The organism is Microbacterium sp. EST19A, assembly GCF_019969685.1.
Lineage (GTDB): Bacteria > Actinomycetota > Actinomycetes > Actinomycetales > Microbacteriaceae > Microbacterium.
On the sequence record NZ_JAHXYZ010000002.1, the window covers coordinates 206,957 to 221,001 of the forward strand.

The following is a 14,045-nucleotide window of genomic DNA, read 5'->3' on the forward strand; positions in this document are numbered from 1 at the left end:
TCGAACCCGCGGTCAGCGAGGTTCGTGTCCCGCGAGGACAGAGAGGAATGCCCGGGCGACGCTGCGAGGTGCGGCTGCGTCCCACGCGACGTACTCGTTCCGGACGGGTCCCCGATGAAGATCCACCGTGACGACGTCGGCCTTCGCACGGGCGACCACTCCGGGCGCCAGCAGCGTGACGGCGAGACCGGCCGCGACGAGACCGAGGATGAGCTCCGCAGAGTCCGCTTCGAACGCGACATCTCGCTCCACCTCTGCGGCGGCGAAAGCGGCGTCGCTCTGCGCCCGCCCGGATGTGCCCGCGGGGAAGTCGGCGAACGTCATCCCGGCGAGGTCTCGGATCCCGACGGATGCCGCCTCCGCCAAGGCATGTGCGGACGGGACGACGGCCACCAGGTGGTCGGAGGCGAGCAGCCGCGAGGCGACGCCGGTCGGCTGAACCTCTTCGCGGAGGCCCAGGAGAGCCGCATCCAGGCCACCACGCCGGATCGCCGCCATCAGCGAATCACTGTTCCCGACCCGCAGTTCGACCCTCGCCGAGGGGTGCGCGGAACGGTAGGCGAGCAGCAGCGCGGGCACGTCGACCGCGGTGACCGTGGGGATGACACCCAGTCGGAGCGTGCCGACGACATCGCCCACGGCCGCCGCCGCATCCTCCTTGGCCTGCTCGGCCGCCAGCACAGCGGTGCGTGCCGGCACCACGAACGCCTCCCCCGCCTCGGTCAGACGCACACTGCGACTCGATCGCACGAAGAGCCGCTGACCGAGTTCACGCTCGAGTGCGGCGATCTGGTGACTGAGCGCGGACTGCGTGACGAAGCAGCGCTCGGCCGCGCGCGTGAAGCTCGACGTGGCTGCCACCTCGACCACGTAGCGGAGCTGTTGGAGGTCCATGCATCCATGATCCCTGCTCATCAAGAGCGTGACAAGCATGCGTTGGACTCATGATCATCGTGCGAGGAATCTGGAAAGCATGAACAGACTGACCATCGTGCTTCTCACCGCACTCGCGCCGATCGCCTGGGGAACGACGTATCTCGTCACCACCGAGCTCCTGCCTGCCGGGCATCCGCTGTTCGCGGGCCTGCTCCGCTCCCTTCCCGCCGGGCTTCTCGCCGTGGCGATCAGTCGTCGGCTCCCACACGGCGCATGGTGGTGGAAGGCCTTCGCCCTCGGCGCGCTCAACATCGGAGCGTTCTTCCCGCTGTTGTTCCTCGCGGCGGAGCGGCTCCCCGGGGGTGTGGCGGCTGCCGTGGCGGGCGCACAACCGCTGATCGTCCTCGCGCTCGGGGCCCTCGTCCTGCAGGAGCGGATCCGTGCGACGACGGCGGCGGCCGCGGTGGCCGGCGCCGGTGGCGTGGCGCTGGTCGTGCTGGGCCCTGCTGCCGAGCTCGATCTCTGGGGCATCCTGGCAGCGCTCGGCGGAGTCTCCGCCACCGGCGTCGGGATCATCCTCACCAAGCGCTGGGGGCGCCCGAGCGGAGTCGGTCCGATCGCCTACGCGGGCTGGCAGCTCACGTCCGGCGGCCTCCTGCTGCTGCCGGTGACGCTCCTCGTCGAGGGCGTGCCCGCGGCCATCGACGGCGGGGCCATCCTCGGCTACCTGTGGCTGGGCACCGCCGGCGGGATCGTCGCGTACACGCTCTGGTTCCGCGGCATCCAGCAGCTCCCGGTCATCGCCCCGGGTCTTCTGGCTCTGCTCTCCCCCATCGTCGCGACCGTCCTGGGCACACTGGTCGCCGGAGAGGCGTTCACCCCGATCCAGGCGATCGGGTTCGCCATCACACTCGCCGCGCTGGTGTCAGGACAGTTCTTCGCCCGCCGAGGACGCGTGACACCGCCTGCGGCGGAACCCGCTGCGGCACCGGCGCTGGTCGCCCCGCGCTGAACGGATCAGCCCTTGCCGAAGAGCTTCTGGATCTCGGCGAGATCGGCTTCGCTCGGAGCCTGAGCCGCGTTGCCGCCACCGAGACCGAAGCCGGAACCCGTGGGCGTCGCCGCCGGGGCGAGGCCGGCGTTCTCGGCTGCCCGCTTGGCCGGGTTGCCCGACCGTGAGCCGCCCGAGGTCTTGCCCTTCTTGCCTCGCTTCGACGAGGCGCCGGGGCGCCCCATGCCCGGGACCGGCCCCATGCCGGGGATGTTCGGCGTGCCGCCGCGGGCAACCGTCTTCATCATCTTCGCGGCCTGCTCGAAGCGCTGCACGAGCTGATTGACGTCGGTCACGGTCATGCCGGAACCTCGCGCGATGCGCAGGCGACGTGAGCCGTTGAGCACCTTCGGGTTGCGCCGCTCGCCGGGCGTCATCGAACGGATGATGGCCTCGGTGCGGTCGATCTCGCGCTCGTCGAAGTCGTCGAGCTGCTGCTTCATCTGCCCCATGCCCGGGAGCATCCCGAGCATCTTCTTCATCGAGCCCATCTTCTTCATCTGCTGAAGCTGGTCGAGGAAGTCCTCGAGAGTGAACGCCTCGTTGGCGAGCTTCTCGGCCATCTTCGTGGCCTCTTCCTCATCGAAGGCGTTCTGCGCCTGTTCGATGAGGGTGAGGATGTCGCCGAGGTCGAGGATGCGGCTCGCCATGCGGTCGGGGTAGAAGGGCTCGAGGTCTTCGAGACGCTCACCGGTCGACGCGAAGATGATCGGGCGGCCGGTGATCGATGCCACGGAAAGCGCCGCCCCACCGCGCGCATCGCCGTCGAGCTTCGACAGCACGACACCGGTGAAGTCGACACCCTCCTGGAATGCCTTCGCCGTGCTGACGGCATCCTGACCGATCATGGCGTCGATCACGAACAGGACCTCGTCGGGGTCGACCGCCTTGCGGATGTCGGAGGCCTGCTTCATGAGCTCGGCATCGACGCCGAGGCGACCCGCCGTGTCGATGATGACGACGTCGTGCTGCTGGCGACGTGCGTGCTCGACGCCGTCGCGGGAGACCTTGACCGGGTCTCCGACTCCGTTGCCGGGCTCCGGCGCGTAGACCGCGGCACCCGCCTGCTGCGCCACGACCTGGAGCTGGTTGACCGCGTTCGGACGCTGAAGGTCGGCCGCGACGAGAAGCGGGGTGTGTCCCTCAGACTCGAGCTGCTTGGCGAGCTTGCCCGCGAAGGTCGTCTTTCCGGAGCCCTGGAGGCCCGCGAGCATGATGACCGTCGGTGCGGTCTTCGCGAACTGCAGGCGACGCTGCTCGCCGCCGAGGATCTGCACGAGCTCCTCGTTGACGATCTGCACGACCTGCTGAGCCGGGTTGAGCGCCTTGTTCACCTCGTCGCCGAGCGCGCGTTCGCGCACCTTGGCGGTGAAGTCCTTCACCACCACGAGCGCGACGTCGGCGTCGAGCAGGGCGCGACGGATCTCGCGCACCGTGCCGTCGACGTCGGCCGCGGTGAGCTTCCCCTTCGTGCGCAGATTGCGGAAGGTCTCGGTGAGCCGATCGGAGAGCGTGCCAAAGGTAGCCATGGTGCTGTCGATTCTACGCGAGCGGAGCCTCCATGCTCAGCGCGGCACGGAGCTCGCTCTTCGCCCGCTGGTACCGACCGCGCGCCGTGGAGGCGGGGATGCCCAGCAGGTCGGCGGCATCCGTCAGCGAGAACCCGTCCCAGTGGACCAACCGCACGAGCTCGGCGAGATCGGGCTCGAGCCGCGCGATCGCGTCGCGGACTTCGGCTCCGGCATCCGAAGCGGGCGCTGACGCGTCGGCGCGCACGTGTCCGCGGACGCGGTCGGCCAGCGCCCATCGGCGGCGTTCGCCCCGAGCATGGTTCTGCAGATTCCCGCGAGCGATGCCGAAGAGCCACATCCGCGCGCGCTCAGGGTCGTCCGGAAGCTCGCGGACCCGGCGCCAGGCCGTGACCATCGTCTCGCCGAGCAGGTCGGGCGCGTCGTCGTGTCCGACGCGTCGAGTGAGATAGCTCAGGATGTCGGCGCTGCTGTGCATCAGGGCTCGGGTGAGCGGCTCCTCGGACCGGCTCACGGCGCGCCGCCTTCGCCGCCCCAGTCCTCCCCGTCGCAGTGCACCTGGCTGTGCGACTCCGATCCCGCGAGCCGATCGGAGTCGAACCCCTGCTCGCGCAGTTCGTTGTAGAGCGCCTCACCCAGGGCCTGTTCGTGAGCCGTCCAGGCGTTGAGATCCGCCGCGCGCGGGTCGTTCTGCACCTCCGGGGCGGCCTCCTGCGACTCCTCCACCACCGCCAAGTGCTTGTCGACGAACGGCGCGGCGGCAGCCTCCACATCGGTCGTCGCGAACCACTCATCGACGATCGTGTTCACGTCGGCCTGCGTGAACATGTTGTGGGTCTCGAGGCCGCTGAACCGGATCTCGCACTGACCCCAGGTCGGCGAGGTGTACGTGTAGCTGCGATCAGGGTTCTCGAGACCGTCGCCCCAGAGCCAGTCTCCGGCAGCAGTTGCCACCCCGGCGCCCCCGGCGAGGAGCAAGGCCAGCGTGCCCGTGAGGATCGCCACCCGTCGCCGTCGCTTCGGCGTGGAAGACTCCGCCCGCGCCTCGACGACCATCGTGTGCAGATGATTCGGGTCGATCGCGCGCGCGGCCGGCGCCGATGCATCCAGCAGATCGTCCAGCTGATCGCGGGTCATGAGTTCCTCCTCGGGGTGGGTTCACTCATGACGTGTCCGGCACACGGCGTTTCGTCCGCGCGGGTCAGCCTGACCACGGAAGGTCGTGGATCGTGCCGAGCGCCTGCAGCAGCACGGCCTCGGGCGTGCCCTGGCCGGCACCGTGCTCCGCCCAGACGCGCAGGGAGGACAACACGGCGGCCGCGTGGGCCGCGCCCAGGATGTCGGCGCGGACGATGTCGACGCCCGACGCGTTCGCGGCTCGGGCGACCGCGGTCGAGAGTCGAGCGAGGCGCAGGCCGGTGTCGCGCACGAGCTCTTCCTGCAGGCCCATCGCCGCCGCGTTGCGGAGGGCGAGGGCGAGGGGGTCCGGTTCGAAATCCCGCACGACGACCAGCAGGATGCCGCGCACGGCGTCTCCGGTCGCCTCCCTGCCGAGGCTCTCGAGCGACGCGATCGCCTGCCCGATGCGCTCGTCCACGCCGGACCAGAGCACGTCGCTCTTGGACGTGAAGTAGTTGAAGAAGCTCGAGCGGCTCACGCCGGCTCGCTGGGTGATGTCGGCCACCGACGTCGCGTCGTACCCCCGCTCGAGGAAGAGCTCACACGCGGCCTCGGCCAGTGTCTCCCGCGATGACGCTTTGGGGCGACCTGCGCGACCGGTGGAGTTCATGCCCTCACGCTACCGCCCGGCGCGGCGTGATGAGATCCGGATCCACGATCAGGAGTATTGTTAGACCCAACCCAACTACCCCATGAAGGGGGACCTGATGCTCGATATCCTCACTCCCGGATTCACGCCGAACCCGGTCCCGTACACCGAGGGCTGGGAGCTGCAGCGACGCATCCATGCCGACGTCGTCGAAGGCACCCGCCCGGACACGCTCATCCTGCTCGAGCATGAGGCCGTGTACACGGCAGGGAAGCGCACCGAGCCCCAGGAGCGCCCGCAGGACGGCACACCCGTGGTCGATGTCGACCGCGGCGGAAAGATCACCTGGCACGGTCCCGGGCAGCTCGTCGGCTACCCGATCGTGCGGCTCCCCGAGCCGATGGATGTCGTCGCCCATGTACGGCGCCTGGAACGGCTCCTGATCGACGTGCTCCGACCGTTCGGCGTCGAGGGCTATCAGGTGGAGGGGCGCAGCGGCGTCTGGGTGCGCCGCCCGCTCTCCGAAGACAAGGTCGCCGCCATCGGCGTGCGCGTCCAGCAGGGCGTGACGATGCACGGCTTCGCGATCAACTGCGACAACTCGCTCGCCGGCTTCCGAGGCATCATCCCCTGCGGGATCACCGACGCCGGAGTCACCACGGTCAGCGAGGCTGCCGGTCGGACGGTCACCCCGGCCGACCTCGTCGACGCCGTGATCACCGCCTTCACCGCCGACTACGCCGACGCCGGCGCCGACCTCGCAGGAGCATCCGCATGACCGCCGCACCCGAGGGACGCAAGCTCCTCCGTCTCGAGATCCGCAACGCCGAGACCCCCATCGAGCGCAAGCCGGAGTGGATCAAGACCAAAGCGAAGATGGGTCCGGAGTACACGGCCCTGCACTCGCTCGTGAAGAGCGAGGACCTGCACACGGTCTGCCAGGAGGCCGGCTGCCCGAACATCTTCGAGTGCTGGGAGGACCGAGAGGCGACCTTCCTCATCGGCGGCTCGCAGTGCACGAGGCGCTGCGACTTCTGCCAGATCGACACCGGCAAGCCCGACGCCTACGACACCGACGAGCCCCGGCGCGTCGCGGAGAGCGTGCAGAAGATGGGACTCCGCTACGCCACCGTCACCAGCGTCGCGCGCGACGACCTCGCCGACACGGGAGCCTGGCTCAACGCCGAGACGGTGCGCAAGATCCACGAGCTCAACCCGAACACCGGCGTCGAGCTCCTCGCGAACGAGCACAACGCCGATCCGGCTTTCCTCGGCCAGATCTTCGATGCGCGGCCCGAGGTGTTCGCGCACAACGTCGAGACCGTGCCGCGCATCTTCAAGCGGATCCGCCCGGCTTTCCGCTACGAGCGGTCGCTGGACGTGCTCACACAGGGCCGCAACGCGGGACTCATCACCAAGTCCAACCTCATCCTCGGCATGGGCGAGGAGCCGGAAGAGGTCGTGCAGGCGCTGCACGACCTGCACGACGCGGGCTGCGACATCATCACCATCACGCAGTACCTCCGCCCTACGCCGCGCCACCTGCCGGTGTCCCGCTGGGTGAAGCCCGCGGAGTTCGTCGAGTTCAAGGAGGAGGCGGAGCGCATCGGGTTCCTCGGAGTGCTCGCCGGTCCGCTGGTCCGCTCGTCGTACCGTGCCGGACGCCTGTGGGCGCAGTCCATGGTCTCGAAGGGACGCGAGATCCCCGCCCACCTCTCGCACATCGCCGAGAGCGCCGATCTCGGGTTCGCACAGGCTGTCTAGGGCCTGTCTCGGGCCGCCCCGTTCATCCGGGGTCGGCGATGATCTCCTCGACGACCCTGACTCCCCACGACGGTTGGTCCGCCATCTGGTTCGCGGCCGTGATGAGGCCCTTCCACAGGGTCCACGCGCGCCCGCGCGCCCACATACCCTCATCCGCGCCCAGCCCGAGACGGAACGCGCGCCGCGCCTCGGGCGAGAGAAAGGTCCACCCGATGTAGCAGTCGCATGCCGGGTCGCCGACGCCGCTCGTCCCGAAATCGATGACGCCCGAGAGCCTGCCGCCGTTCACCAGCAGGTTGCCCGACGAGACGTCGCCGTGGAACCACACGGGGTCGCCTCGCCAGGTGGCCCCGAGAGCCTCTTCCCACAGCGCGAGTGCCCGTGCGCCGTCGATCCGGCTGCCCAGAGCTGCGATCGCGCGTCGCGTCTCCTCGTCGTAGTGCTCGAGACCGGCACCGCGCCAGAAGCTGTGCTCGCCGGCCGGCGGGGCTCCCCGAGTCGGTACGGTCTGCAACGCACGCAGGAAGCCTGACAGGTCCACGGCGAACTCGACCAGATCGCCCACCCTGCCCACATCGGCGGTCTCCCCCGGCATCCATCGGTTCACCGACCAGGCGAACGGGTATCCGCGCCCGGGGGCGCCGATCGCGACCGGAACGGGCACGGGCAGCGGCGTGTGTTGCGCGATGACCGGGAGCCATCGTTGCTCCTTCTCGGTGGCAGCCGCGTAACCGGGGGCGCTCGGCAGGCGCGCCGCAAGATGGGCGCCCAGGCGGAAGGTGCGGTTGTCGTTGCCACCCGGCACGACCGCCCTGACCGGCAACGCGCCCCACTCCGGGAACTGGTCGGCGACCAGTCCCGCCACCAGTCGTTCGTCGATCGTGACTCTGTCCATCGCGTCCCGTCTTTCGCACCAGACTGACGCGACCCTCACCGAGATATCGGAGACACGCCCTAGTCGGCGCTCATCACCGACTGCACACTTCCGTCGGAGCCGAGGTTCACGAGCAGGACGTCGTCGGTCGAGCTGTCGTCGAGCGCATACTCGAGCACGGCGAACGGCTCCGAGCCACCGTGCTCGTCGGCCAGGATCGTCATGCTCATCAGGCGGAGGGAGCGGATGATGTCGACCGCCGCGTCACCGGAGACATCGACGAGGACGTCGGGCAGATCCTCGCCGTAGGTCTCCTGCTGCTGCAGGATGTATTCCGTCACCTCGCTGGTGCGATCGTCCACCTCGGCGAGCATTCCTCGCCGGGCGGTGTCGTCGACGCTCTCCAAGCCCGCGATGAGGCTCGCGGCGATGTCGAGCGCGTCCGCAGACACGTCGTCCTGGTCAGGAGCCGTCAGATCCACGGTGACGCTCTGGTCGCCGAGCTCCACGGTCTCCGACCAGAAGATCGAGCCGTCGGGTCCTGACGAGAGGAGTCCGAAGTAGTCGTGTTCGATCGCCATAACGCTATGAAACCAGCCTCGTGCTCACGGCGGTAGTCCCGTCTCAGCCGACCAGCGACTGGACGAAGACGTGGGGGGTGAAACCGGTCAGATCGTCGATGCCCTCACCCTGCCCCAGGAGCTTCACGGGGATGCCGGTGCGCTCCTGCACGGCGAGGACGAAACCGCCCTTGGCGGAGCCGTCGAGCTTGGTCAGGACGAGACCCGTGACGCCGGCGTGCTCCAGGAAGGACTCGGCCTGCATGACGCCGTTCTGCCCCGTGGTGGCATCGAGCACCAGCAGCACCTCGCTGATCGGGGCCTGCTTCTCGACCACGCGGCGGATCTTGCCGAGCTCGTCCATGAGGCCGCCCTTGGTGTGCAGCCGTCCCGCAGTGTCGATGATCGCGATCTCGATCCCCTCGCGCTTGGCGTAGTCGACGGTCTGGAAGGCGACGGATGCCGGATCCTGACCCTCCTGCTGAGGACGCACGATCGCTGCTCCCCCGCGCTGCGCCCACGTGGCGAGCTGATCGACGGCTGCGGCACGGAACGTGTCGGCCGCGCCGACCACGACACTGCGCTGATAGCCCCGCAGGAACTTGGTGAACTTGCCGATCGTGGTCGTCTTGCCGACGCCGTTCACACCGACGACCAGCACGACGGCCGGGCGCTCAGTGAGTTTGAGCGTGGTGTCGAACTTCGCGAAATGCTCTTCCAGCGTCTCGCGCAGCATCCGCTGCAGGTCCTGCGGATCGGTCGTGCGGAAGCGCTCGACCTTCTCGCGGAGCTCCTCGACGACCCGCTCGCTGATGTCCGGACCGAAGTCGGCGGTGATGAGCGCGGTCTCGAGGTCCTCCCAGGTCGTCTCGTCGATGGTGGGCTTGACGAACATGCCGCGCAGTGCGCGACCGAGAGACCAGGACTTCTCCGCCATGACTCCAGCCTACGGGTAGCATCCCGGGATGGAACGCGCGCAGCCCCTCGACCGTCTCTACGTCCACGGCGGTGGACGTCGCGGCGAGGACGCTTGGGCGACCATCAACCTGCCCTGGGGGCACGGCGTGCGAGACCGGATGCTGGACGGCATCCCGACCCTGGTGGTGACCGGCGGCTGGAACGCCGAGCACGAGAGGATCGCCGCGATCCTCGACGCGCGCGGCGCACAGCACGTCGTGATCGACGGCGCCGCACATCGGCCGCAGGACCTGCCGCCGTTCGCGCTGCCGTCGAGGGCTTCGAGCGGTCCCTGGGCTGAGCGGGGTCAGCTCGCGGCGGCCGCCCTGTCGCCGACCCGCTGGCCCACGACGGCCGACACGCCGTCCTGACGCATGGAGACGCCGTAGAGCGCATCCGCGATCTCCATCGTGCGCTTCTGGTGCGTGATGACGAGCAGCTGGGAGCTCTCGCGCAACTGCTCGAACACGGTCAGCAGGCGTCCGAGGTTGGCATCGTCGAGCGCGGCCTCGACCTCGTCGAGGATGTAGAACGGGCTCGGCCGCGCCTTGAAGATCGCGACGAGCAGCGCGACGGCCGCGAGGGAGCGCTCACCACCTGACAGCAGGGACAGGCGCTCGATCTTCTTGCCCACCGGCCGCACCGATACCTCGATCCCCGTGGTGAGCATGTTCTCGGGATCGGTGAGCGAGATGCTCCCGACTCCACCGGGGAACAGCAGCGGGAACACCTGGTGGAACGCTTCCCTGGTGTCTTCGAAGGCGCTGGCGAAGATCGTCTGCATCCGCTCATCGAGGTCGCCGATGATCGTCAGCAGATCCTGCCGCGTCTGCGTCAGGTCGGCCAGCTGCTCGGTCAGGAACGCATGACGCTGCTCGAGCGCGGCGAACTCCTCAAGGGCCAGCGGATTGACTCGACCGAGCTGCGCGAGCTTGCGCTCGGCCTCGGCGAGCCGACGCTGTTGAATGCGACGGTCGAACGGAATCGCCGTGTCGTCGATGAGCTCTTCGGCCGAGGGCTCGACGCCCGGATCGCGGGGAACAAGCTGATCAGGTCCATATTCCGCAACGAGAATATCTTCGTCGAGCGCCAACTCCGAAGCCACTCGCTCGAGCAGGCTGTTCAGGTGGAGCTTCTTCTCGTGGATCTGCAGCTCGAGCCCGTGCACGCTCTCGGTCAGCCCGGTCAGCCGCTCTCGCAGCGAGGTCTCCTGCGCGCGCAGCGCGACGAGCTCCTCGTTCTGCGCCGAGCGCGCGGCCTCCGCCTCCCCCAGCGCGACACGCGCCTCGGTGACGGAGCGATCGAGCGAGTCGAGGATGCGGGGCAGCTCCGCCGCGACACCCGAAGCGGCCTCACGTTGGGCCCGACGGATGACCGCCCTGCGCGCAGTCTCGGCCGCGGCGTCTCGCTCCTGCTCGCGCTGACGCTCGAGACTCATCACCCGCGCCTGCGCGGCACGGACGCGCTCTCTGAGCGTCTCGATCTCGAGTCGCGCTCGCACCTCGTCTTCGCGGGCCGCCTCGAGCGCGTCGAGCAGTCCATCGCGCGCCGTCGCGTCGAGCACCGGACGCGGCGCCGCGATCGCCGCATCCACCTCGTCCTTCGCAGCCTGCGCCTTCGCCTCGGCATCCGACACCGCAGCCTGTGCCTGCGCGAGCCCGGTCTCCAGACGCTCGCACTCCGCGACGGCGGCTTCATGGCGCACGGTGATCCGGTTCACCTGCTCCGCGTGGCTCGCCAGCGCCGCGTCGTGCTCGCGAAGCGCGCGCAGTGCGTCCTTCGCCTGGCGGCGCGTCATCTCAACGGCCTCGTTCGCGTCTTCGCGGGCTTCTCGCAGCGAATCGACGACGATCTGGATCTCGGTGAGACGCTCGCGCGCGGCATCGCGCTCGGCCGCGAGCTCCAGACGCGACCTCTCGCCACCTGAGCCGGTCCGGAGCGTCTGGGCGGTCACGACGTCCCCGCCGATCGTGACGATGGTCGTCGTCGTGTCGCCCGCGGTGTCGAGAGCCGCACGTGCCGCGCGTGCCGCGTCGAGGTCGCCGGCGATCAGCACGTGCGAGAGGATGCCGAGCACGCCGTCAGGCGCCGTGACGGTCTCGATGGCCGGGGTCACGCCATCGATCACGGGCAGGGCGACCGAGGGACGAAGGGAATCCGCCACCACGAAGTCGACGACGCCCCGACGTTGTTCCGCGGCCTCGGCGGCCAGGTCGAAGGCATCGGCCGAGGAATCGATGAGCACGCCCTCCGCGAGCGGGCCGAGGACGGCCGCGATGGCCGCTTCGAACCCGGAGCGCACCTGGACGGCATCGCCCACGAGCCCGCGCACACCGGCGCCACCCGCCTTGACGATCTCGGCTGCACCGCCCGACAACGCCAATGCGCTGCTCAGCGCCGCCGCCTTCGCCGTCAGGGAGTCGACTTCACGCTCGGCGGCATGCAGCCGCTCCCGCAGCGCCTCGCGCTCCGCCTCGGCGGTCGACGACGCCCGTTGCGCGCTGTCGTACGACGCGGCGTGTTCGGCCGCTGTTCCTTCCGGGGCCTCCGCATCGTCGATCGCCTCGAGCGCCTCCGTGGCCTCTCTGCGGCGCACGTTCGCCGCTTCGAGCGCATTCTCCTGCCGGAGCACGGCCCCCCGTACGGCGGCGAGAGCGGAAGCCGCGGCATCCGCCGTTCCGCGCAGCGTCGAGAGTCGCATGTCGTACTCCGAGACGAGAGCGCTCTGCTCGGCGATGTCCACGTCGAGCGTGTCGAGCTCGGCCCTGGCGTGCACAACTTCCCGACTCGCCGCCACCGCCGCATCCTGCGCGTCACCCAGGCCGGCGGAGATCAGGTCGATCTCCTCCTTCGCCTCATCGATCGTGCCCTGGGTCACGGTCACCGCGGTGACCGCGGCGTCGTCCTCCTCGGAGCCCAGCAGTGCGAGACGCTGGTTCGCCAGCGTGTACAGACCGCGCATGCGCTCCTGCACCTGCTCGAGCCCGAAAGCCACTCCCCGCGCCTGGTCGACGGCGACGGAGTTCTGGTCCTGCTCGAGCCGGGCGATGCTCGCACGCACGGTCTCGGCCTGATCGGAGAGCACCAGTCGCTCGGTGTGCCGTTCGTGCTCGGTGCGGGTGTGGTCGGCGAGAGCGGATCGCAGGGCGACGACGTCGTCGGCGAAGATGCGCGCCTTCGCATCGCGCACCACGGCGGCGATGGTCTGCGCTTCGCGAGCGATCTCGGCCTGGCGTCCGAGCGGCTTCAGCTGACGTCGGATCTCGCCGGCGAGATCGCTGAGGCGCGTGAGGTTCGCCTCCATGGCATCGAGCTTGCGGAGAGTCTTCTCCTTGCGACGTCGATGCTTCAGGATGCCTGCGGCCTCTTCGATGAAGCCGCGGCGATCCTCGGGCGACGCCTGAAGAACGGTATCGAGCCGACCCTGCCCGACGATGACGTGCATCTCCCGCCCGAGCCCCGAGTCGCTCAGCAGCTCCTGCACGTCGAGCAGGCGGCAGCTGTCGCCGTTGATCGCGTACTCGCTCGATCCGTTGCGGAAGAGCGTGCGGCTGATCGTGACCTCCGCGTACTCGATCGGGAGGGCGCCGTCGGCGTTGTCGATCGTCAGCTGCACCTCCGCGCGACCGAGAGGCCCGCGCGTCGACGTGCCGGCGAAGATGACGTCCTCCATCTTGCCGCCGCGAAGCGTCTTGGCGCCCTGCTCGCCCATCACCCAGGCGAGTGCATCGACGACGTTCGACTTGCCGGATCCGTTCGGTCCGACGATGCAGGTGACGCCCGGCTCGAACACGAAACTGGTCGGCTGGGCGAACGACTTGAACCCCTTGAGCGTCAGGCTCTTCAGATGCATGCGGGCACCGCTCGTCCGGGGAGAATCACGCCGCTACGCTACCGGAATCCCGGCGCAGTCCCGTGATCCCGCGCGGTCACGGGCAGAACCCGGCACAGACGCGACACGCCGATCCCACGCCGATGTGCTTGACGGCACCCGCTGACGTTCGCTACGGTAACGTCCGGATCGCCACACGAAAGGAGGTTACCCATGATGTTCATTCAGCTCAACGCTCAGGCCACAGGCCTCGTCGCGCCCGCGCACTCTGCGCCGCGCCTCGCGCCATCGGTAGCCTTCGGCGACCGTTCCAGCGCGCTCGCATAGAACCGCATCCCGAGTATCCGGGCCCGTCCTGGGCCCCTCGCTCGTCGGTTCCGCCGCGCTCCCCCTCTGATCCGACCTCGGATCATGGGTCCCCGCCACTCTCGGCTCCGCGACTCCAGCGACCGTCTCCGTGGCCCGCTTCCGCTCCGTTCCCGGACCGCATCCGCTGTCCTGCGACGGCGCTTCCGCACCCATCTCCCTCACATCTCGAAGGAATCATCGTGAATACGACGCTGCACCGCGGCATCACCCACCCGCCCGATATCGAGGACCAGACGGTCCTCCAGATCCCCCGCCCCGACGAACTGCGAGAGCTCGCTCTCGTTGATCGTCTCTCCCTACGGATCGGCCTCTGGCTGTTCCAGAGGGCGCAGCGTCCTCGGCGTGAACGCAGGAGCCTGCACATCGCATCCGCCGATTCGTGGTTCCTCGGGGAGCGCGATCGCTCCGCTGCGGAGACCTACGCGCTGTTCACCTACGACATGCAGCGTGGAATGCGCTGATCGG

At 69.1% G+C, this 14,045-nt stretch carries 14 protein-coding genes; 5 read left to right on the forward strand and 9 right to left on the reverse strand.

Features of this window, described 5'->3' with window-relative positions:
- Positions 1-12: 12 nt before the first annotated feature.
- Positions 13-894, reverse strand: a complete 882-nt coding sequence (locus LC452_RS10995; RefSeq protein ID WP_263294033.1) for a LysR family transcriptional regulator — start codon at positions 892-894, stop codon at positions 13-15.
- 79 nt (positions 895-973) lie between these two features.
- On the opposite strand from LC452_RS10995, the gene LC452_RS11005 reads away from it, so the two are divergent.
- Positions 974-1,888: an EamA family transporter gene (locus tag LC452_RS11005; RefSeq protein WP_223625100.1), complete on the forward strand. Its 915-nt coding sequence runs from the start codon at positions 974-976 to the stop codon at positions 1,886-1,888.
- Between the two features lie 5 nt (positions 1,889-1,893).
- Here LC452_RS11005 and ffh read toward each other — a convergent pair whose 3' ends face one another.
- The 4 genes from ffh to LC452_RS11025 form a co-directional block, all read right to left on the reverse strand.
- Complete coding sequence (gene ffh / locus LC452_RS11010) at positions 1,894-3,456, reverse strand: signal recognition particle protein (protein ID WP_223625102.1); 1,563 nt, start codon at positions 3,454-3,456, stop codon at positions 1,894-1,896.
- A 13-nt stretch (positions 3,457-3,469) separates the two neighbouring features.
- Complete coding sequence (locus LC452_RS11015) at positions 3,470-3,970, reverse strand: RNA polymerase sigma factor (protein ID WP_223625104.1); 501 nt, start codon at positions 3,968-3,970, stop codon at positions 3,470-3,472.
- The gene (locus LC452_RS11020) at positions 3,967-4,593 is read right to left on the reverse strand and encodes a hypothetical protein (RefSeq protein WP_223625106.1); all 627 of its coding nucleotides are present in this window, start codon (positions 4,591-4,593) and stop codon (positions 3,967-3,969) included. The genes LC452_RS11015 and LC452_RS11020 overlap by 4 nt, the downstream gene beginning before the upstream one ends.
- Positions 4,594-4,657: 64 nt before the next feature.
- Positions 4,658-5,245, reverse strand: coding sequence for a TetR/AcrR family transcriptional regulator (locus tag LC452_RS11025; RefSeq protein ID WP_223625108.1), 588 nt, complete (start codon positions 5,243-5,245; stop codon positions 4,658-4,660).
- Between the two features lie 97 nt (positions 5,246-5,342).
- On the opposite strand from LC452_RS11025, the gene lipB reads away from it, so the two are divergent.
- Entirely contained in the window at positions 5,343-6,002 is a 660-nt protein-coding gene (gene lipB, locus LC452_RS11030; RefSeq protein WP_223625110.1) for a lipoyl(octanoyl) transferase LipB, read from the forward strand.
- Entirely contained in the window at positions 5,999-6,988 is a 990-nt protein-coding gene (lipA, locus tag LC452_RS11035) for a lipoyl synthase (RefSeq protein WP_223625111.1), read from the forward strand. The genes lipB and lipA overlap by 4 nt, the downstream gene beginning before the upstream one ends.
- A gap of 22 nt (positions 6,989-7,010) precedes the next feature.
- Here lipA and LC452_RS11040 read toward each other — a convergent pair whose 3' ends face one another.
- The 3 genes from LC452_RS11040 to ftsY are packed head-to-tail and all read right to left on the reverse strand — an operon-like array spanning position 7,011 to position 9,359.
- Positions 7,011-7,883 carry an aminoglycoside phosphotransferase family protein gene (locus LC452_RS11040; RefSeq protein ID WP_223625112.1) on the reverse strand — a complete coding sequence of 291 codons (873 nt, stop codon included), beginning with the start codon at positions 7,881-7,883 and terminating at the stop codon, positions 7,011-7,013.
- 59 nt (positions 7,884-7,942) lie between these two features.
- The gene (locus tag LC452_RS11045; RefSeq protein ID WP_223625113.1) at positions 7,943-8,443 is read right to left on the reverse strand and encodes a DUF2004 domain-containing protein; all 501 of its coding nucleotides are present in this window, start codon (positions 8,441-8,443) and stop codon (positions 7,943-7,945) included.
- Between the two features lie 43 nt (positions 8,444-8,486).
- Positions 8,487-9,359, reverse strand: coding sequence for a signal recognition particle-docking protein FtsY (gene ftsY, locus LC452_RS11050; RefSeq protein ID WP_223625114.1), 873 nt, complete (start codon positions 9,357-9,359; stop codon positions 8,487-8,489).
- Positions 9,360-9,387: 28 nt separating this feature from the next.
- Between ftsY and LC452_RS11055 the strand changes: the two genes are divergently transcribed.
- Complete coding sequence (locus LC452_RS11055; protein ID WP_223625115.1) at positions 9,388-9,750, forward strand: hypothetical protein; 363 nt, start codon at positions 9,388-9,390, stop codon at positions 9,748-9,750.
- Here LC452_RS11055 and smc read toward each other — a convergent pair.
- Complete coding sequence (gene smc / locus LC452_RS11060) at positions 9,687-13,232, reverse strand: chromosome segregation protein SMC (protein ID WP_223625116.1); 3,546 nt, start codon at positions 13,230-13,232, stop codon at positions 9,687-9,689. The genes LC452_RS11055 and smc overlap by 64 nt on opposite strands.
- Before the next feature lie 527 nt (positions 13,233-13,759).
- Between smc and LC452_RS11065 the strand changes: the two genes are divergently transcribed.
- Positions 13,760-14,041 (forward strand): hypothetical protein, encoded by a 282-nt coding sequence (locus LC452_RS11065; protein WP_223625117.1) that lies wholly within the window; start codon positions 13,760-13,762, stop codon positions 14,039-14,041.
- The last annotated feature ends 4 nt before the right edge of the window (positions 14,042-14,045 follow it).